The 19,752-nt window shown below is 71.0% G+C and carries 14 protein-coding genes; 7 read left to right on the top strand and 7 right to left on the bottom strand.

All coding sequences use genetic code 11. The features are described from left to right. Nucleotides 1-77 precede the first annotated feature (77 nt). The 4 genes from VKA29_RS34165 to VKA29_RS34150 form a co-directional block, all read right to left on the bottom strand. A complete protein-coding gene (locus VKA29_RS34165) occupies nt 78-1,037 on the bottom strand; it encodes a Yip1 family protein (protein ID WP_324789932.1) in 960 nt (319 codons plus the stop codon). An 80-nt stretch (nt 1,038-1,117) separates the two neighbouring features. Next, complete coding sequence (locus VKA29_RS34160) at nt 1,118-2,590, bottom strand: VCBS repeat-containing protein (protein ID WP_324789931.1); 1,473 nt, start codon at nt 2,588-2,590, stop codon at nt 1,118-1,120. Between the two features lie 204 nt (nt 2,591-2,794). After that, nucleotides 2,795-4,096: a VCBS repeat-containing protein gene (locus VKA29_RS34155; protein WP_324789930.1), complete on the bottom strand. Its 1,302-nt coding sequence runs from the start codon at nt 4,094-4,096 to the stop codon at nt 2,795-2,797. Nucleotides 4,097-4,403: 307 nt separating this feature from the next. After that, nucleotides 4,404-6,686: a (Fe-S)-binding protein gene (locus VKA29_RS34150; protein ID WP_324789929.1), complete on the bottom strand. Its 2,283-nt coding sequence runs from the start codon at nt 6,684-6,686 to the stop codon at nt 4,404-4,406. 283 nt (nt 6,687-6,969) lie between these two features. On the opposite strand from VKA29_RS34150, the gene VKA29_RS34145 reads away from it, so the two are divergent. The 5 genes from VKA29_RS34145 to VKA29_RS34125 all read left to right on the top strand — a co-directional run bounded on the left by VKA29_RS34145 (nt 6,970) and on the right by VKA29_RS34125 (nt 12,286). Continuing rightward, nucleotides 6,970-8,031 (top strand): MraY family glycosyltransferase, encoded by a 1,062-nt coding sequence (locus VKA29_RS34145; protein ID WP_324789928.1) that lies wholly within the window; start codon nt 6,970-6,972, stop codon nt 8,029-8,031. Nucleotides 8,032-8,125: 94 nt separating this feature from the next. Then, complete coding sequence (dnaK, locus tag VKA29_RS34140) at nt 8,126-9,961, top strand: molecular chaperone DnaK (RefSeq protein WP_324789927.1); 1,836 nt, start codon at nt 8,126-8,128, stop codon at nt 9,959-9,961. Continuing rightward, nucleotides 9,958-10,608, top strand: coding sequence for a nucleotide exchange factor GrpE (gene grpE / locus VKA29_RS34135; RefSeq protein ID WP_324789926.1), 651 nt, complete (start codon nt 9,958-9,960; stop codon nt 10,606-10,608). Before dnaK ends, grpE begins: the two co-directional genes overlap by 4 nt. Before the next feature lie 33 nt (nt 10,609-10,641). After that, nucleotides 10,642-11,817: a molecular chaperone DnaJ gene (gene dnaJ, locus VKA29_RS34130; RefSeq protein ID WP_324789925.1), complete on the top strand. Its 1,176-nt coding sequence runs from the start codon at nt 10,642-10,644 to the stop codon at nt 11,815-11,817. Nucleotides 11,818-11,821: 4 nt separating this feature from the next. After that, a complete protein-coding gene (locus VKA29_RS34125; protein WP_324789924.1) occupies nt 11,822-12,286 on the top strand; it encodes a heat shock protein transcriptional repressor HspR in 465 nt (154 codons plus the stop codon). A 53-nt stretch (nt 12,287-12,339) separates the two neighbouring features. Here the strand turns inward: VKA29_RS34125 and VKA29_RS34120 are convergent, their stop codons facing one another. Both VKA29_RS34120 and VKA29_RS34115 read right to left on the bottom strand, forming a co-directional pair. Beyond that, nucleotides 12,340-14,082 (bottom strand): PA14 domain-containing protein, encoded by a 1,743-nt coding sequence (locus VKA29_RS34120; RefSeq protein WP_324789923.1) that lies wholly within the window; start codon nt 14,080-14,082, stop codon nt 12,340-12,342. Between the two features lie 12 nt (nt 14,083-14,094). Continuing rightward, nucleotides 14,095-16,122: a PA14 domain-containing protein gene (locus VKA29_RS34115; protein WP_324789921.1), complete on the bottom strand. Its 2,028-nt coding sequence runs from the start codon at nt 16,120-16,122 to the stop codon at nt 14,095-14,097. A 295-nt stretch (nt 16,123-16,417) separates the two neighbouring features. On the opposite strand from VKA29_RS34115, the gene VKA29_RS34110 reads away from it, so the two are divergent. After that, nucleotides 16,418-17,524, top strand: a complete 1,107-nt coding sequence (locus tag VKA29_RS34110) for a sugar ABC transporter substrate-binding protein (protein ID WP_324789920.1) — start codon at nt 16,418-16,420, stop codon at nt 17,522-17,524. Nucleotides 17,525-17,774: 250 nt separating this feature from the next. Next, on the top strand, nt 17,775-18,821 hold the full coding sequence (locus VKA29_RS34105) for a helix-turn-helix transcriptional regulator (protein WP_324789919.1): 1,047 nt from the start codon (nt 17,775-17,777) through the stop codon (nt 18,819-18,821). Here the strand turns inward: VKA29_RS34105 and VKA29_RS34100 are convergent. Then, on the bottom strand, nt 18,784-19,722 hold the full coding sequence (locus VKA29_RS34100) for a helix-turn-helix transcriptional regulator (protein WP_324790226.1): 939 nt from the start codon (nt 19,720-19,722) through the stop codon (nt 18,784-18,786). The two genes, VKA29_RS34105 and VKA29_RS34100, sit on opposite strands and share 38 nt — an antisense overlap. Nucleotides 19,723-19,752: the final 30 nt, after the last annotated feature.

Below are 19,752 nucleotides of genomic sequence, written 5' to 3'. Positions count from 1 at the left end.
CCCCGCCCGGTCCCGCCCGTCCGGTGACGGCCTGCCCGTCCGGTGACGGCCTGCCGGCCGTCGCCGGACCGTCGTCGCTAGAACGTGCCCAGCTTCACGATCGACAGCAGGGCGATCAGCTGGATCGACGACGCGCCCAGGGCCTTCGGCCAGGGCAGGTCGTGGGAGCGGCTGACCATCATGGTCAGCAGGGCGCCGGCCGCCACCCAGGTCGCCCAGCCGAGGGCCTGGACGAAGGTCGCGTCGCCGCCGAAGAACATGGCGAAGACCAGGCGCGGGGCGTCCGTGAGGGACATGATCAGCATCGACAGGCCGACCGTGGGCTGCCAGGCGCCGTCGCCGCCGAGCTGGCGGGCCAGGGTGTGGGTGACCACGCCCAGGACGAAGGCGGACAGCGCCATGGCCACGGCCGTGATGAGGACGATCGGGACCGCGTTCGACAGGGTCGCGTTGATCGCGTCCTCGCGGGCGCCGTCGAAGCCGAAGACGGCGAGCAGGCCGTAGAGCAGCGTCACGGTGAGGGCGGGGCCCCACATCGCGTAGTCGCGCATCTGCAGGAACGTCTGGTTGGGGGAGAAGACGATCCCCCGCAGGAGTTCCTTCCAGTGCAGGCGCGGGCCGATGGGGCCCGGGGCCGGGGCCGAGCCCGCCCGGTAGGTCTCGCCCTGGTGGTAGGCCTCGTCGATGGAGAAGGCCTGGGTGTGGCCCGGGTTGTTGGCCGCGTACGGGTCGTAGGCGCCCTGCGGCGCGTGCGGGGCGCCGTCGCCGAAGTACTCCGGCTCGCCGTGGCCGCCGTTGCCGTACTGCTGCCCCTGCTGTCCCGGGTACGGCTGGGGCGGTGGGGGGTAGCCGTACGACGGCCCCTGCGGCGCCTGCTGTCCGTACGGGGGTTGTTGCGGTCGCGTGTGCGGGGTGCCGTGGTTACGGCCGCCGCGTCCGTTCCTGAATCCAGCCACGCCTTCGAACGTACCTGGTCCGGGAGATCCGCGTGCCGGACCCGGACTTCCGGGCCCGGCATTGCGGCCGAGCTGTGACATCCCTTACGGGGCCTCTCCCGGGACCCCTAAGGGCCTGATGACGCCGGTCCGTCGGCGGTCAGCCGCCGGTCCGTCGCCGGTCAGTCGGCGAAGTTGCAGCCGAAGTACGGCGAGCCGGTCGTCGAGACGCCCGCGGTGCCGGGTGAGATGGCGCGGGAGCCGGCCGTGGTGATCCGCGTGCCGTCGGAGGGCAGGTAGGTGACCGCGCCGTCGTTGGCGTTCTCCGCCGAGCCGACGGTCAGGTCGGCCCGGCCGTCGCCGGTGACGTCGTCGAGCTTGACGTCGAGGCCGAACTGGTCGTCGTCCTCGTCCGTGCCGGGCACGCCCGCGGTGGACTGGGCGAAGGACTGGGCGCCGGAGGCGGTGTTCAGGCCGTTCGCCGTGCCGTAGAGGACCGTGACCGCGCCGGTGTTGGCGGCGCTGCCGATGTTCTCGCCGGCCACGCCGATCGCGAGGTCGAGGTAGCCGTCTCCGTTGACGTCACCGAGGTCGAGCTCGTAGCCGAACCAGTCGTTGTTCTCGGAGGTGCCGGGGACGTTGCCGGTGTCCTGGGTGATGCCGGTGACCGTGCCGGGGCCGCTGGACGAGCCGTAGGTGACCCACACCTTGCCGCCCTTGGCGGAGTCCGGGATGGTGGTGCCGTCCGAGGTGGTGGTGTTCCAGTAGGCGCCGCTGACGATGTCGCCGTAGCCGTCGCCGTTGATGTCGCCGATGGCGGTGATGACGCCGGGCTTGAGGGCCTTGGCGGAGGCGCTGCTGAGGCCGGTCGAGGTGCCGGGGACGTAGTAGTTGCGGTTCCAGCCGTAGTCGGTCTGGGTCTCGTAGCCGTCGACCACCAGATCGGTGCGGTGGTCGCCGTTGACGTCACCGGCCGTGAGGTTGACCGGGCCGATGCCGCCCGAGCCCTGGATGGGAGGCTTGATGGTGTAGCGGCCGCCGGCGGTGCCGGAGGTGGTGAAGCCGCCCTTGAAGACGTGGATGGTGGCGGTGGAGCTGCTGACGGCCAGGTCGGCCTTGCCGTCGCCGTCGAAGTCGCCCGCGGCGAGGGTCTCGCCCCAGTAGTCGTGCGAGGTGGGGGCGGGGTCGGCGACGGTGGTGCCCTTGCCGGTCAGGCCGGAGGCCGAACCCCACAGGATCGTGACGCCGCCGCCGTCGGTGTCGCTGCCGACGTCTTCGCCCGAGGCGCCGACGGCGAGGTCGTCGTACCCGTCGCCGTTGAAGTCGGCGTAGGCGGTGTCGTTGCCGAAGAAGTCGCCGGTTTCGGCGGTGCCGGGGGTTCCGGTGGTGTTCTGGCTGATGGTGGAGCGCTTGGCGGAGGACACACCGGAGGCGGAGCCGTAGAGGACGACGACCTGGCCGGCGTTCTTCTTGCCGTTCACGTAGGCGCCGGGGGCCGAGAAGGCCACGTCGCCGATCCCGTCGCCGTTGAAGTCGGCCTGCGGGACGTGGGTGGAGTCCGCGGCCGTCGCGGTGACGGCCGAGAACGTGAGCAGACCGCCTGTCAGAGCGGCGGCGGTGGCCGTCGCGAGGGCGAGTCGCAGAGACTGGTGCATGCGTGTTCTCCTGCGGCATGCGGGGATGCCGTGGCCGGCATCCGCAGATGATGGGTGCGCGTCCGCCCGGTTCACAGGGATTTGTCCCCGCGTTCACGTGCCGGACGGCTAAGAGGAGACCATTGCGAATGGGCAATGGTTGTACGGGAGTTGGGGAAAAACGGAGATCCGTGAGATGGGTGAGGCGGGTGAGGCGGTGTCACCTCAGCGGGGCAGGAACTCGGAGGTCGAGAAGGTGATCGACGGCTTGGTGGACACCAGGCCCTTCTTCCGTCCGGGGTAGACGGCGACCGTGTCCTTCGTCTCGCCGAGGTAGGTGCGCACCGCCAGGTCCGCCCGGCCGTCGCCGTCGAAGTCGCCGACCGCCAGGACGCGGCTGGTGCCCTGGGCCGTCGGTTCGACGGTGACCATGCCCGCCGTGGTCAGGCCGGTCGCACGGCCCCGGAAGACGCGCAGGCGGGAGCCGCTGGAGACCAGGTCGCTCAGGCCGTCGCCGTCGAAGTCGGCGGCGTCGAGCATCGAGCCGGGGGAGGCCAGGGTGGCGCGGGTGGGGGTGGGGAGGTCGTAGCGCAGGGAGGTTTCGCCCATGCCGCCCACCGCCGCGTCCAGGGCGGCGCCCCGGCCGAAGCGGCCGAGGGCGACGTCGATGCCCGCGGGCAGGGCGGCCGCGGTGCGGGTCGGGCCGGCGGGGCCGCCGCGGACCACGGACGCCTTGCCGGTGCCCTCCGCGGCGCGGACCACCAGGTCGTCGTAACCGTCGCGGTCGACATCGGCCGCCGGCCCGGCCGGGACCTCGCCCGGGGACGGGATCGGGGCGCCGGCGGCGTGCGGTACGCCCAGGTGGGTGAAGGGGCCGCGCAGGTAGCTCAGCCGGCCGCCGGTGGCGTGCAGGACGAGGTCCTGGGCGCCGTCGCCGTCGAAGTCGCCGCACACCGGCTGGTCGGGCCAGTCGTTGCCGTAGCGGGCGCGGCCGGGGACGGTGAGGGGGACGGCGTGGGTCAGGCCGTCCGGGGAGCCGAAGAGGATCTGGAGGGGGACCGGGGGCTGTCCCTGGCCGTCGTAGGGCGGGTCGGTCGACACGACGAGGTCGGTGAAGCCGTCGCCGTCCAGGTCGCAGCTCGCCTCCGCGTCGAAGACGGCGGTCGGCTGCCCCTCGACGCGGGCGGCGTACTCGACGGGGCTGATGAGCTGCCGGGCGCCGGGCGTGAGTCCGTGCGCGCTGCCGTAGACGATGCCGATGCCCGCGTCGTCGGCGTGGCTCTGCGCCTTCACCAGGCTGTCCAGGACCAGGTCGCGGTGGCCGTCGCCGTTGAAGTCGTCCGCGGTCTCGCTGCCCTTGCCGCGGGGGACCGGGAGCCGGGCGGGTGCGTCGGCGACCCGTACGGGGGTGGGGTGGGCCGTGCCGGCGTCGGTGCCGGGGCCGCAGGCGGAGAGGAGGAGCAGGAGACAGCCCAGCGAACAGCCCAGTGCGGACGCGGTACCCGCTCCGCTTCTTCGCACGTGCACCGTTCTCCTCGTCCGCACCGTCGACAACGCCTGGGCCATGATGCACGTGTCCCGGACATGGCGACAGCCCCGGGCGGCCTCCGGGCACGGCACGGCGACGGCACCCGGCACGGCGTCGGCACCCCCGGTACGGCGTCGGCACCCCCGGTACGGCGACGCCACCCCCCGCCAGGCGACGCCCCCCTGCCAGGCAACGCCCCCCGGCACGGCAACGCCCCCGGCCCGCGGAGTGCGGGGCGCGGGGGCGTCGGCCGGCGGAAGGGGGCGGAGGGGGACGGAGGGGGACGGAGGGGGACGGAGGGGGCGGTTACTTCACCGGCTCCGGTTCCGGCTCGTTCTCCGGCTCCGCCTCGCCCGCCGGGTCGAGCGGGGTCTTGACGGAGTCGAGCAGGAGCTGGGCGACGTCCACGACCTGGACGGACTCCTTGGCCTTGCCGTCGTTCTTCTTGCCGTTCACCGAGTCCGTGAGCATGACCAGGCAGAACGGGCAGGCGGTGGAGACGATGTCCGGGTTCAGCGAGAGAGCTTCGTCGACGCGCTCGTTGTTGATGCGCTTGCCGATCCGCTCCTCCATCCACATCCGGGCGCCGCCGGCGCCGCAGCAGAAGCCGCGCTCCTTGTGGCGGTGCATTTCCTCGTTGCGCAGGCCCGGGACCTTGGCGATGATCTCGCGCGGGGGCGTGTAGATCTTGTTGTGGCGGCCGAGGTAGCACGGGTCGTGGTAGGTGATGATGCCCTCGACCGGGGTGACCGGGATCAGCTTGCCCTCGTCGACGAGGTGCTGCAGCAGCTGCGTGTGGTGGATGACCTCGTAGTCGCCGCCGAGCTGCGGGTACTCGTTGCCGATCGTGTTGAGGCAGTGCGGGCAGGTGGCGACGATCTTCTTCGCCGACTTCGGCTTCCTCGACTCGGGCGTGACGTTGCCCTCGTCGTCCGTCTCCTCGCCGAACGCCATGTTCAGCGCGGCCACGTTCTCCATGCCGAGCTCCTGGAAGAGGGGCTCGTTGCCGAGGCGGCGGGCGGAGTCACCGGTGCACTTCTCGTCGCCGCCCATGATCGCGAACTTCACGCCCGCGATGTGCAGCAGCTCGGCGAAGGCCTTGGTGGTCTTCTTCGCGCGGTCCTCCAGGGCGCCCGCGCAGCCGACCCAGTACAGGTACTCGACCTCGGTGAGGTCCTCGATGTCCTTGCCGACGACCGGGACCTCGAAGTCGACCTCCTTGGTCCACTCCAGGCGCTGCTTCTTCGCCAGGCCCCAGGGGTTGCCCTTCTTCTCCAGGTTCTTGAGCATCGTGCCCGCCTCGGAGGGGAAGGCCGATTCGATCATGACCTGGTAGCGGCGCATGTCGAGGATGTGGTCGATGTGCTCGATGTCCACCGGGCACTGCTCGACGCAGGCGCCGCAGGTGGTGCAGGACCACAGCACGTCCGGGTCGATGACGCCGTTCTCCTCGGCGGTGCCGATCAGCGGGCGCTCGGCCTCCGCGAGGGCGGCGGCGGGGACGCCGGCCAGCTGCTCCTCGGACGCCTTCTCCTCGCCCTCCATCGTCTTGCCGCCGCCGGCCAGCAGGTAGGGCGCCTTGGCGTGCGCGTGGTCGCGCAGCGACATGATCAGCAGCTTGGGGGAGAGCGGCTTGCCGGTGTTCCAGGCCGGGCACTGCGACTGGCAGCGGCCGCACTCGGTGCAGGTGGAGAAGTCCAGCAGGCCCTTCCAGGAGAACTGCTCGACCTGGGAGACGCCGAAGACGTCGTCGTCGCCGGGGTCGGTGAAGTCGATCGGCTTGCCGCCGCTCGTCATCGGCAGCAGGGCGCCGAGGGCCGTCTCACCGCGGGCGTTGCGCTTGAACCAGATGTTCGGGAACGCCAGGAAGCGGTGCCAGGCGATGCCCATGTCCGTCTTCAGCGAGACGACGATCATCCAGACGAAGGACGTCCCGATCTTGAGCATCGCGGTGAGGTAGATCAGGTTCTGCAGCGCGCCGACGCTCAGGCCCTTGAAGGCGAGGACCAGGGGGTACGAGGCGAAGTACGCGGCCTCGTAGCCGTGCACGTCGGCGAGGGCGCCCTCCAGGCCGCGCAGCGTCATGATCGCGAGGCCGATGATGAGGATGACGGATTCGACGAAGTAGGCCTGGCCGAAGTTGGAGCCCGCGAAGCGGGACTTGCGTCCGGGCCGGTTCGGCAGCGACAGCTGGCGGATCACGATCAGCGTGAGGATGCCGAGCGTGGTCATGGTGCCGATGAACTCGACGAACAACTCGTACGGCAGCCAGTGCCCGATGACCGGCAGCGTCCAGTCGGCCTGGAAGAGCTGGCCGAAGGCGTTGACCAGGGTCAGCACCAGGGAGAAGAAGCCGACGGCGACGAACCAGTGGGCGACGCCGACGACGCCCCACCGGTTCATCCGGGTGTGGCCGAGGAACTCCCTGATCACCGTGGCGGTGCGGGCGGTCCAGTCGTTGGTGCGCGTGCCCGCCGGGACGTCCTGGCCGAGCCGTACGAATCGGTAGATCTGCGCGATGGCGCGGCCGAACAGCGCGGCGCCGACCACAGCGAGTACCAGCGACACGATGATCGCGGCGAGTTGCATTTCGGGGCTCCTCGGGCCTGCGAGGGAGATTATCGAGCGGTTATTACTAAGCGGTAACTTATGCAGTCCGTCTGAGACTACCCCCATCTTCCGTCGCAATGTAGCCGGGCGTTCGGTGATCTGTGTCGCTGAGGGTCGCCTTAAGACCGCACTGAGGGTCGCCTCACCTTCCCCGCTCCACGGGGCCTGCACCTCCGCTCTTCCGGTCCCGCGCCGGGGGCTGCTGAAAATTCTTATCGTGTTATTCACGTCAAATTGTGACATCAGCTTCTAACTTGGACCCGTGCTCTATGGGATCGCCGCCGCCACCACCGCCCTGCTCCTCACCGCAGCGCTCGCCACCCTGCTGCGCAGACCCGCCCTGCGACTCGGCCGCGCCGGGTCGCGACGGCGGCGGGCGGCGCCGCCCGTCGGCGGACCGGCGCTCGTGCTGGGAACCTGCCTGGTGGCGGCGGCCGGGCGGTGGACCGGGGCCGCACCGCTCGGCCCGGAACTCGAAAGGGTGCTGACCGCCGCGGCCGCCGTCGCCGTGCTGGGGCTGGCGGCGGACGTGCGGCGGGTCAGGACGCGGTTCCTGGCCGCCGGTACGGCGGTGGCGGCGGCCTGCGTGGTGCCGTACGGCGAGACCGGGGTGCCGGGCGGGCTGCTGGCCGTCGGCTGGATCACCTTCGTCGCCCTCGCCTTCCGCGCGCTCGACCACGCCGACGCGCTGGCCGGCACGGTCGGGGTGCTCACCGCCTTCGGGGTGGCCGCCTGCGCCGCCGCCGAGGTGATGGACGCGGTCGCCCTGCTGATGAGCGTGCTGGCCGCCGCGCTGGCCGGGTTCCTCATCCACAACTGGCCTCCCGCGCGGGTCGGGCTCGGCGCCTGCGGGGCGCTGTTCACCGGGTTCCTGCCGGCCGCGGCCGCGGTGTTCACCCGTGCGGGTCACGGCCTCGGCTCCAGCGCCGGGGTGCTGTTCGCGCTCACCGCCGTGGCGGGTGCCGACGTCCTCCTCGTCGTGCTGTCGCGGCGGCTGGCCGGACGGGCGCTGTCGCGCGGCGGCCCCGACCACCTCGGGCACCGGCTGCGCCGGCTCGGGCTCACCGCCCAGGGCGTGACCGTCGTCCTGGGCATCGGCGCCTTCGCCGGGGTACTCGTCGGCGTCCTGACCCATCTGGGGCGCGCGGAGTCCGGGGTGTTCTGGGTGGCCGCGGTGGCGGTCGTCGCCGTTCTCGCGCTGCTGCGCGTCCCCGTGTACGGGATGCGGGGGCCGCGGGAGGTGCGGGAGGTGCGGGAGGTGCGGGAGGTGCGGGAGGTCGCGTCGTCGCAGGTCACGCGGCGGTTGCGCGTCAGAAACGGATAAGAGTTGAGTCCGGTTGACTCAGGTCTGTTGACCCAGCGCCGTGTGTCAGGCACACTTGAGTCCGATCCACTCAAGTCAGCTGGAGGAAGCAACCATGGCACGTGCGGTCGGCATCGACCTGGGCACGACTAACTCCGTCGTCAGCGTTCTGGAGGGCGGCGAGCCCACCGTCATCACCAACGCCGAGGGTGCCAGGACCACGCCGTCCGTCGTCGCCTTCGCCAAGAACGGTGAAGTGCTCGTCGGCGAGGTGGCCAAGCGCCAGGCGGTCACCAACGTGGACCGGACCATCCGGTCCGTGAAGCGCCACATGGGCACCGACTGGAAGATCCAGCTGGACGGGAAGGACTTCAACCCGCAGCAGATCTCCGCGTTCATCCTGCAGAAGCTGAAGCGGGACGCCGAGGCCTACCTGGGCGAGAAGGTGACCGACGCGGTCATCACCGTCCCGGCCTACTTCAACGACTCCGAGCGCCAGGCGACCAAGGAGGCCGGCGAGATCGCGGGCCTGAACGTCCTGCGCATCGTCAACGAGCCCACCGCGGCGGCGCTCGCCTACGGCCTCGACAAGGACGACCAGACGATCCTCGTCTTCGACCTCGGCGGCGGCACCTTCGACGTGTCCCTGCTGGAGATCGGCGACGGCGTCGTCGAGGTGAAGGCCACCAACGGTGACAACCACCTCGGTGGTGACGACTGGGACCAGCGCGTCGTCGACTACCTGGTGCAGCAGTTCAAGTCGGGTCACGGCGTGGACCTCGCCAAGGACAAGATGGCCCTCCAGCGCCTGCGCGAGGCCGCGGAGAAGGCGAAGATCGAGCTGTCCTCCTCCACGGAGACCTCGATCAACCTGCCCTACATCACCGCGTCCGCCGAGGGCCCGCTGCACCTGGACGAGAAGCTCACCCGGGCTCAGTTCCAGCAGCTGACCGCGGACCTGCTGGAGCGCTGCAAGACGCCGTTCCACAACGTCATCAAGGACGCCGGCATCTCCATCAACGAGATCGACCACGTCGTCCTCGTCGGCGGCTCCACCCGTATGCCCGCCGTCGCCGAGCTCGTCAAGGAGCTGACCGGCGGCAAGGAGGCCAACAAGGGTGTGAACCCGGACGAGGTCGTCGCCATCGGCGCCTCGCTCCAGGCCGGTGTCCTCAAGGGCGAGGTCAAGGACGTCCTGCTCCTCGACGTCACCCCGTTGTCCCTCGGTATCGAGACCAAGGGCGGCATCATGACCAAGCTGATCGAGCGCAACACCACGATCCCGACCAAGCGCTCCGAGATCTTCACCACGGCCGAGGACAACCAGCCGTCGGTGCAGATCCAGGTCTACCAGGGCGAGCGTGAGATCGCGGCGTACAACAAGAAGCTCGGCATGTTCGAGCTGACCGGTCTGCCGCCGGCGCCGCGCGGCGTCCCGCAGATCGAGGTCTCCTTCGACATCGACGCCAACGGCATCATGCACGTCACGGCGAAGGACCTCGGCACCGGCAAGGAGCAGAAGATGACCGTCACCGGCGGTTCCTCGCTCCCGAAGGACGAGGTCGACCGCATGCGCGAGGAGGCCGAGCGCTACGCGGAGGAGGACCACAAGCGCCGCGAGGCCGCCGAGACCCGCAACCAGGGCGAGCAGCTCGTCTACCAGACCGAGAAGTTCCTCAAGGACAACGAGGACAAGGTCCCGGGCGAGATCAAGACCGAGGTCGAGGCCGCCCTCGCGGAACTGAAGGAGAAGCTGAAGGGCGAGGACATCGCCGAGATCCGCTCCGCCACGGAGAAGGTCGCGGCCGTGTCCCAGAAGCTGGGCCAGGCGATGTACGCCGACGCCCAGGCCTCGCAGGCCGCCGCGGGCGGCGCCGAGGCCCCGAAGGCCGACGACGATGTCGTGGACGCCGAGATCGTCGACGACGAGCGCAAGGACGGTGCCGCGTGACGGAGGAGACCCCGGGCTTCGAGGAGAAGCCCGACGTCCCCTCCGGCGCGACCCCCGACGACGCCGAGCCGAAGGCCGCCGCCCCCAAGGAGGAGGCGGCCCCGGCCGGGGACGCAGAGAAGATCACCGGTCTGACGGCCCAGCTGGACCAGGCACGCAAGGCGCTCGAAGAGCGCACGGCGGACCTCCAGCGGCTCCAGGCCGAGTTCCAGAACTACCGCCGCCGTGTCGAACGCGACCGGGTCACGGTCAAGGAGATCGCCGTGGCGAACCTCCTGACCGAGCTCCTGCCCGTGCTCGACGACATCGGCCGCGCCCGGGAACACGGCGAACTCGTCGGCGGCTTCAAGTCCGTCGCGGAGTCGCTGGAGACCGTCGCGGCGAAGATGGGTCTGCAGCAGTTCGGCAAGGAAGGCGAGTCCTTCGACCCGACGATCCACGAGGCGCTGATGCACAGCTACGCGCCGGACGTCACCGAGACGACGTGCGTGGCGATCCTGCAGCCCGGGTACCGCATCGGCGAGCGCACCATCCGCCCCGCGCGGGTGGCCGTGGCCGAGCCGCAGCCGGGTGCGCAGACCGTGAAGGCCGAGGAGACGACGGAGGCGGCCGACGACAAGGAGAGCGGTGGCCCGGACGAGGGCTGAGCTTGAACCGACCGGGAAGGAGGGACGTCGAGGATGAGCACCAAGGACTTCATCGAGAAGGACTACTACAAGGTCCTCGGCGTCCCCAAGGACGCCACCGAGGCCGAGATCAAGAAGGCGTACCGGAAGCTCGCCCGTGAGTTCCACCCGGACGCCAACAAGGGCAACGCCAAGGCGGAGGAGCGCTTCAAGGAGATCTCCGAGGCGAACGACGTCCTCGGCGACCCCAAGAAGCGCAAGGAGTACGACGAGGCCCGCGCCCTCTTCGGCAGCGGCGGGTTCCGCCCGGGGCCGGGCGCGGGCGGCGGCTCCTTCAACTTCGATCTGGGCGACCTCTTCGGAGGCGGCGCCCAGGGCGGCCAGGCCGGCGGCTTCGGCGGCGGCCTCGGCGACGTGTTCGGGGGCCTGTTCAACCGTGGCGGCTCCGGCACCACGCGCGTGCAGCCCAGGCGCGGCCAGGACATCGACACCGAGGTCACCCTCAGCTTCACCGAGGCGATCGAGGGGGCGACGGTCCCCCTGCGGATGTCCTCGCAGGCCCCCTGCCGGGCCTGTTCGGGCACCGGCGACAAGAACGGCAACCCGCGGGTCTGCCCGACCTGCGTGGGCACCGGCCAGGTCGCCCGGGGCTCCGGCGGCGGTTTCTCGCTGACCGACCCCTGCCCGGACTGCAAGGGCCGCGGCCTGATCGCGGAGCACCCCTGCGAGGTCTGCAACGGCTCGGGCCGGGCGAAGTCCTCCCGGACCATGCAGGTGCGCATCCCCGCCGGGGTGTCGGACGGGCAGCGCATCCGGCTGCGCGGCAAGGGCGCACCGGGCGAGCGCGGCGGCCCGGCCGGCGACCTGTACGTCACCGTGCACGTCGGCGCCCACCCGGTGTTCGGCCGCAAGGACGACAACCTGACGGTGACCGTGCCGGTGACGTTCGCGGAGGCGGCGCTCGGCGGCGAGATCAGGGTGCCCACCCTGGGCGGACCGCCGGTCACCCTGAAGCTGCCGCCGGGCACGCCCAACGGCCGCACCATGCGCGCCCGCGGCAAGGGCTCGGTCCGCAAGGACGGCACCCGCGGCGACCTCCTGGTCACCGTCGAGGTGAGTGTCCCCAAGCATGTGACGGGGAAGGCTCGTGACGCGCTCGAGGCGTATCGCGAGGCGACCGCGGGTGAGGATCCGCGGGCGGAGCTGTTCCAGGCCGCGAAGGGAGCATGACGAGATGGACGGCCGTCGACGCAATCCGTATGAACTGACCGAGGAGACCCCGGTCTACGTCATCTCGGTGGCCGCACAGCTGTCCGGTCTGCACCCGCAGACGCTGCGTCAGTACGACCGTCTGGGGCTGGTGTCCCCCGACCGCACGGCGGGCCGGGGACGCCGCTACTCGGCCCGTGACATCGAACTGCTCCGCCAGGTGCAGCAGTTGTCGCAGGACGAGGGCATCAACCTGGCCGGCATCAAGCGGATCATCGAACTGGAGAACCAGGTCGCCGCCCTGCAGTCCCGCGTCGCGGAACTGCAGGCGGCCCTGGACGGCGCGGCGGCCGCGATGCAGCAGCGCGAGGCCGCGGTGCACGCCTCCTACCGGCGCGACCTGGTTCCCTACCAGGAGGTCCAGCAGACCAGCGCGCTGGTGGTGTGGCGGCCCAAGCGGCAGCCGCAGTCCCGCACCGACGCGGACTGACCCGCAGGCGCGGTACGGAAGGGGCCCGGATTCTCCGGGCCCCTTCCGCGCGTTCAGGGCGCGCTGACCGCCCAGTCGCCCGCGGGCGTGGTCTCGGTGCCGTCGGCCTTCACCCCGGTCACCCAGTAGTAGGACGTGGTGCCGCGCCTGACCCCGGTGTCGAAGTACGTGAAGGCGCCGGCGCCGCGGTCGGCGATCTTCTCGTACGTCGCCGTGGCGGGGTTCCACCGGTAGATCCGGAAACCCTGGGCCTTCTCGCCGGACGTCTCCTCGCCCGCGCCCAGCCCGGACCAGATCAGCATGTTGCCCTCGTCGCCCTCCGTCGAGGTCGCCTCCAGCGTCAGCGGCGAGCCCGCCGGGGTGGCCACGCTCGGCGTCATGTCGAGTTCCGTGACGGTCACCGCCTCGGCGGGGCCGTTCCACTCGATGGCGGAGTTGCCGTCGTCGTCCACCGCGTCGATGAAGAAGCAGACCTCTTCGCCGTCCGGGAGGGCGGTGTGGTCGAAGGAGGTTTCGTCGGGGTAGAGGTAGTGCGAGACGTCGGCGTAGCAGACCTGCTCGCCCTCGTCCTCGTACAGCTCGCCCTGGTAGAGCCGGTAGCGCTGCAGGTCGGCGGCCGGGCTCTTGTCCCAGGTCAGGTGGAAGCCGTACTCGGTCGGGGTGGCGGTCAGTCCGGTGACCAGCGGCGGCGGGTCGTTGTCCCAGATCCAGCCGCGCTGGGGTGCGGACCGCGCGGACTCGTTGCCGGCCGCGTCGACGGCCGACACGCGGTAGTAGTACGCGGTGCTCTCGGCGGCCGAGGTGTCCAGGTAGGAGAGTCCGCCGGTGCTGCCGAGCGCGGTGTAGGTGCCGGTCTCGGTCGCCGACCGGAAGACGCGGTACGACACCGCGTCCGCGACCTGCTTCCAGGCGACCTTCAGCCCGCCGGTGCCGCCCGTCGGCGTCACCTCGCCGCTCGCGCTCACCACGGTGGGCACGCCGGGCGCGACCCGGTCGGCGGTGGTCACGGGCTGGTCGGCGCTGCCCGTGGACACGTTGCCGGCCTTGTCGTAGGCGCGGACCTCGTAGTAGTACGTCGCCCCGGTCACCGGCAGGGTGGTGTCGGTGTAGGAGGTGGAGGTGGTGGTGGCGAGCGGGGTGGCGCCGAACGAGGCGCCCTTCAGCCGCCGGTAGACGCGGTAGCCCGCGAGGTCCATCTCCTTGTTCTTCGCCCAGCCGATCTTGGCCTTGCCGGTCGCGCTGTCGTAGGCGGCCGAAGCGCCCGTCGGGGCGAGGGGCTTGACCGTGTCCACGGTGGCGGAGGTGCGCGGCAGGTAGGAGAAGGTGACGTTCGCCGGGCCGGTCCAGTTCACGAAGTCCACGCGGAGGATGTGCTTTCCGGCGGGGACGGTGATGTCGACGGTCTTCTTCACGGTCGTCGACACGTTCTTCCACAGGTCGACCTTGCGGACGTCGTCGAGGTAGACGCGGATGCCGTCCTGGGCGGAGACCGGCAGCGAGAAGGGGCCGCCGGAGCCGAAGTCACGGGTGACGGTCCAGCGGACGCCGAAGTAGTTCGACGGCAGGCCGGAGGCGGGCGCGCCGGTGCCCCAGTTCTCGCTGACCGAGGAGTCGCAGTCCGTCTTCTTCGGTATGCCGGAGAACGTGGTGTTCGCGTAGAACTGCCGCTTGTAGACGGGGGACGTGCAGGTGGTCGCGGCGGACGCGGGGGCCGCGGCGGTGAGCAGGGTGCCCGCGGTGGCGAGCACGACGGCGGTGGCCGCCGCGGCGGTGGTGGTGCGTCTTGCTGGGTTCATTCGGTCCTCTTGTCACGTTCCGCTCGGCGGGACCACGACCGGTGCGAGGCCGGTGAAGGCCTCCGAACCGTCCGCGGCGACGGCCGAGACGAGGTAGTAGCTGGTGGTGGCGGTGGGGGTGGCCGGGTCGGTGTAGCCGCGGGCGTCGGCGGCCAGGGGCTCGTCGGTCAGCCGGACGTACTGCTCCGTCGCGCGGTCCCAGCGGTGGACGTGGAAGCCGCTCGCCGCGCAGCCGGTGGCGCAGGTCCACGACAGCGCCGCCTTCCCCGTCCCGTCCGCCGTGCCGGACAGGGTCCAGGCGGCGGTGTTCGGGGGTGCGTAGGACGGGGTGAGGAAGAGCTCGTCGACGCTGACGTCGGCGACCTCGTCCGCTGGTGAACCGGACACGGTGTAGAGGGAGTTGTTCGCGGTGTCCATCGCGTCGACGAAGTAGACCCAGTCCTGGCCGTCCGGCACCTGGACGTCGACGTACCGGGTGGTGCCCGCGGGGACCGTGGCGATCAGCTCGTGCGTGGAGGTGTCACGGGCGCTGGTGGCCCGCCACACCCGGTACGAGGCGAGGTCCGGGGCGGGGCCGGCGTCCCACTCCAGGACCGTGCCGTACTCGGTGCTGGTGTGGTGCAGGCCGGTGACGGCGGGCGGCGGGGTCCGGTCGTACAGGCCCGCGCTGATCACCTGGGACGGTTCCGACTCCGTGCCGTCGTCGCCGACGCTGGTGATCCGGTACCAGTAGTCCGTCCTCGGTACGGCCGAACGGTCGGTGCAGGCGTAGCGCGCGTACGGGTCGTCGGCGGGGCTGATGTCGGACGGCTCGCAGACGACCCGCACCCAGTCGGCGCTGCCGCCGAAGCGCTCCTGGCGGTAGACGTGGTACTGCGTCGGGGCGTGCTTGGCCATCGTCCAGCGCAGTTCGACGCCGGTCTCGTCGGCGTCGGTGCCCGCGTTGTCCAGGTACGGCTTGGGCAGTGGACGCGCGAAGGCCAGGATGTCGGACTGGACGCTGTTGCCGGCCGGGTCGGTCGCGGTGACGCGGTAGTACGAGGTCTTCCCGAAGGGCGCGGTCCCGTCCAGGACGCCGCTGCCGCCCATGCCGGCGCCGATCTTCGTCCACTCGCCGGTGGGTGAGGCGGCGCGGTAGGTGTCGAAGCGCAGTCCGCCCTCGTCGACGTTGTCCCACAGGAGGTCGACGCCGAGCAGGGGATGGTCGGTCGCCGTCAGGACCGGCGTCTCGGGCGGGGTCCGGTCGACGGTCGTGACGAGCTGGTCGGTGCTGCCGGCGGACTCGTTGCCCGCCCTGTCCACCGCCCGCAGCTCGTAGTAGTACACGGCGCCCGTCGGCGGCAGCGCGTGCGTGAACGAGGTGGCGTTGAACACGTCACCGCTGACCAGGCGCCAGACGCCGGAGTCCTCGGCCCGCTGGTAGACGCGGTATCCGGCGAGGTCCATCTCCTTGTTCTTCGCCCAGGTCAGCTTGGCCTTGCTGGTGGCCTTGTCGTACGCGACCGAGACCCCGGCCGGGGCGAGGGGCTTGACGCTGTCGACGGTCGCCGAGGTCCGCGGCGTGTAGGCGAACTTGACCTTCGCGCCGCCGGTCCAGTTGACGTAGTCGACGCGCAGGGTGTGCTTGCCGGACGGGATGGTGACGTTGGCGGTTCTGGAGACGGTCGTGGAGGTGTTCTTCCACAGGTCGATCCTGCGGACGCCGTCGAGGTAGACGCGGATGCCGTCGAGTCCGGAGGCGGCGAGGGCGAAGGGGCCGCCGGAGCCGAAGTCGCGGGTGACGGTCCAGCGGACGCCGAAGTAGTTCGACGGCAGCCCGGAGGCGGGGGCGCCGGTGCCCCAGTTCTGGTCGATCGCGGAGTCGCAGTCCGTTTTCTTCGGTGTGCCGGAGAACGTGGTGTTCGCGTAGAACTGCCGCTTGTAGACGGGGGATGTGCAGGTGGTCGCGGCGGACGCGGGGGCCGCGGCGGTGAGCAGGGTGCCCGCGGTGGCGAGCACGACGGCGGTGGCCGCCGCGGTCGTGCGGCTGGCTGGGTTCATTCGGTCCTCTGCTCGAACGGGGAAGGGCTGAAAAGGGCTGCCGTGATCACGACTCGTGAGGAAAGCGGTTGGTTGTACGGGTCTTTGCCTTTTCGTGGTTCGCCGTTGGGTGGAGGGTTTGTGGACGAACTGGGGATGCTGATGTGTCGGGTCTTCACAACACAGCGGAGCGTGGCGTTGCGCACTCGTTAAGTAGTTCGGCTTGACGCTGAGGGTTGGGGAAGCGTTGTCTTTTCAGACACCTGGGTCGCGAGGGTGCGCCCATGTCCGGAAAGCATCAGAAGTGAGCAGCTCCATGCGTCGTACCGCCATAGCCGTGGCCGCGTCCGCCCTGTCCGTGTCGCTGAGCGCCTGCGGGGTGCTGGGCACGTCGTCCAGCGGCAGTACGGCGAGTCCGACCAAGGGCAACGATGTCACCATCGGTCTGCTGCTCCCGGAGAAGGCCAACACCCGGTACGAGAGCTTCGACTACCCCATCATCAAGAAGCATGTCGCCGCGCTGACCGGCAACCGCGGCAAGGTCTCCTACGCCAACGCCGAGCAGGACGCGGACAAGCAGGCCGCGCAGATGCAGCGGATGGTCGACGACAAGGTCGACATCATCCTGCTGGACGCCGTCGACGCGCACGCGATCGCCGCCCAGGTGAAGAAGGCCAAGGACGCCGGCATCCCGGTCATCGCCTACGACCGGCTCGCCGAGGGCCCCATCGACGCCTACATCTCGTTCGACAACGAGCTGGTGGGCGAGGTGCAGGGCCGTTCCCTGCTGGACTCCCTGCGTGGCGAGGCGGGCAGCTCCGCCAAGATCGTCATGATGAACGGCTCGCCCACCGACCCGAACGCCAAGCAGTTCAAGTCGGGCGCGATGTCCGAGCTCAACGGCAAGGTGACGATCGCCCGGTCCTACGACACCAAGGACTGGAAGCCGGAGAACGCCCAGGCCAACATGACCGCCGCGATCGAGGCGATCGGCAAGGACAACATCGCCGCCGTCTACTCCGCCAACGACGGCATGGCGGGCGGCATCGTCAAGGCGCTGGAGAACGCCGGGGTCACCGAGCTGCCGCCGATCACCGGCCAGGACGCCGAACTCGCGGCGGTGCAGCGGATCGTCGCCGGTGAGCAGTACATGAGCGTGTACAAGTCCTACCCCGACGAGGCGGCGGCCGCCGCGGAGATGGCGGTGGCCAAGGTCCAGGGCCACGAGATCCAGTTCGACGCCCTCACCGAGGACACCGTCGACAGCCCCACCGACAAGGACATCCCGGCGCAGCTCGTCACCGTGACCGCGCTGACGAGGAAGAACATCAGGTCCACCGTCGTCGCGGACGGTATCTACAAGATCTCCGACATCTGCGCCGGCAAGTACAAGTCGGCCTGCGCCGCCATCGGCCTGAACTGACGCCACGGCGATATCCGGCCAACGCCGGCCCCGCTCCGGCCCGCCTCGGCCCGGCCGCTCCCGCCCCGATGCGGCGGCGTCCGGCGGAAGCGGCATCAGCTTGTTGCAACCGCACGGAAGAAGCCCTGGTCATAGGCGTGCATACCGGTGCTTTCCGGCGGTCACCGGTGCGGGAGCCGTGTTGCGGAGCCGGTTCGGTCCGCGCATAGTTGCGCTGCGGAAGACGGCGGAACCGGGGGTGGAACGGGCGATGGCCGGGCACGGGACGGACGAGCATCCACACGGTGCTGACCGACTGTGCGAGGCCGGGGATCGCGTGTATTCCCGGGCCGTACGGCGCGGCCGGGTGCCCCGCCGGGACGCCGGACCGGTGCCCTGCCTGCTCGAACTGGCGCTGCTGCACCCCGATCCCGACGACATGGACTGGCTCGTGCCGACCTCCCCGCAGGAGGTCATGACCCGGCTGCTGCGCGGGGTGTACGACGAAGTCAGCGCCAGCCAGCGGCGGGTGGGCGCGGTGGTGGCCGCCGTCGAGCGGTACGCCGGTCTGGGCCCGCCCGTGCCGGCGGCGTCGCCCGAGGGCTCGGGGGGCTCGGCGATCCGCGTCCTGGACGGTCTCTCACGCATCCAGGCCGCCATGGACGAGGCGACCGAGGCGTGCACGACCGAGGTGCTGACCGTGCAGCCCGGGGGTATCCGCCCGGAGCACGAGCTGACGGAGGGCCTGCACCGGGCCCTCGCGCTGCGCGGCCGGGGCGTGCGGATGCGGGACCTGTACACGCACGTGGCGCGGCACGGCCAGGGGCTGCTCAACTACCTGGAGCTGATGGGCGACGCGGTGGAGGCGAGGACCCTCGACGAGGTCATCGACCGGCTCATCCTCTTCGACCGCACGGTGGCCTTCATCCCCGCGAACGCCGACCGCACCCTCGCCCTGGAACTGCGCCACCCGGCCCTGGTCGGCTATCTGGGCACGGTGTTCGACCGCCTGTGGCGGCTGGCGATCCCGCTGACCGCGCCGCTGCCGGACACCGGCATCGAGGGCATCTCGCACCGGGAGCAGTCCATCGCGGCCCTGCTGGCGGAGGGTCACCAGGACGCCGTCATCGCCGAGCGGCTCGGCATCAGCGTCCGCACCTGCCGCGCGCACATCGCGCGGCTGTCCGAGACCCTCGGCGCGGCCAGCCGCACCCAACTCGGCGTCCGTATCGCCCAGGTGGGCCTGGACGGCCCCCGCCGGCCCGCCGACGCCGCCCCGGTCACCGTTCGCGGTCGAGGATCCCGGACTGTCCGATGAGGTAGCCGAGCTGGGCCCGGCTCTCGCTGCCCAGCGTCGCCGCGAGCTTGGCGATGTGGACGCGGACGGTGCGCACGTTCATGCTGAGCCGCTCGGCGATGACGGCGTCGGTGTGGCCCTCGACGAGGAGCGCGGCGACGACGTGCTGACGCGGCGTCACGCCGCCGCGGGCGGGCAGGCCGGCCGGTTCCGGGAGCATCGGTGTGGCCAGCCGCCACAGCCGCTCGAACGCGGTGACCAGGTAGCCGACGAGGGCGGGGTGGCGTACCTCGAGGGCGAGGGTGCGGTCGGCGTTCGCGGGGATGAAGGCGACGGTCCGGTCCAGCACGATGAGCCGCTCGGTGAGCTCGTCCAGGGTGCGGACCTCGAAGTCGCCCCGCAACTGCTCGTAGTGGGCCTGGACGGCGAGGGAGTGGCGCTGGGTGTGCTGGTACAGCGTGCGCATCCGGCCGCCGGCGCTGAGCAGGCGCTGCTCCATGGGCAGCGAGGCGGCCATCGCGGTGTCGGAGCGTCTGCCGGGCTGGATGGCCAGGGCCTCGCGGCCGGCGCGGGCGGTCGCTTCGGAGATGGCGGCGTTGATCTGCTCCAGACCGCCCAGGACGCTGATCGCCAGGGGGTCGTTGCCCGGCACGATCTGGGCGTCGAGGACCATGAACGGCTCGAAGAGGTCCGCCAGTCTGGCCTCGCGCCGGCGCTGGACGGAGATGCTGTCCTCGATGGTGCGCAGCAGCCGGGGCAGGGCCACGGAGGGGGCCACGGGGCGCAGCCAGCGGTCGTCCTCACGGTCGGGCTGCAGCAGCCCGTGGCCGATCAGGCAGGGGGCCGCCCGGCGCGCGTCCCGCCGCGGTACGCGGCCTTCCAGCAGGGCGCGGGAGTACAGGCGGCGGCCCTCCTCGCACAGGTCCTCGACGCCGTGCGTGTGGGCGCGGGG

This window comes from Streptomyces sp. H51 (assembly GCF_035656535.1).
Lineage (GTDB): Bacteria > Actinomycetota > Actinomycetes > Streptomycetales > Streptomycetaceae > Streptomyces.
Note: the sequence above shows the minus strand (reverse complement) of the source record. Positions and strands in the feature narration are given on the sequence as shown.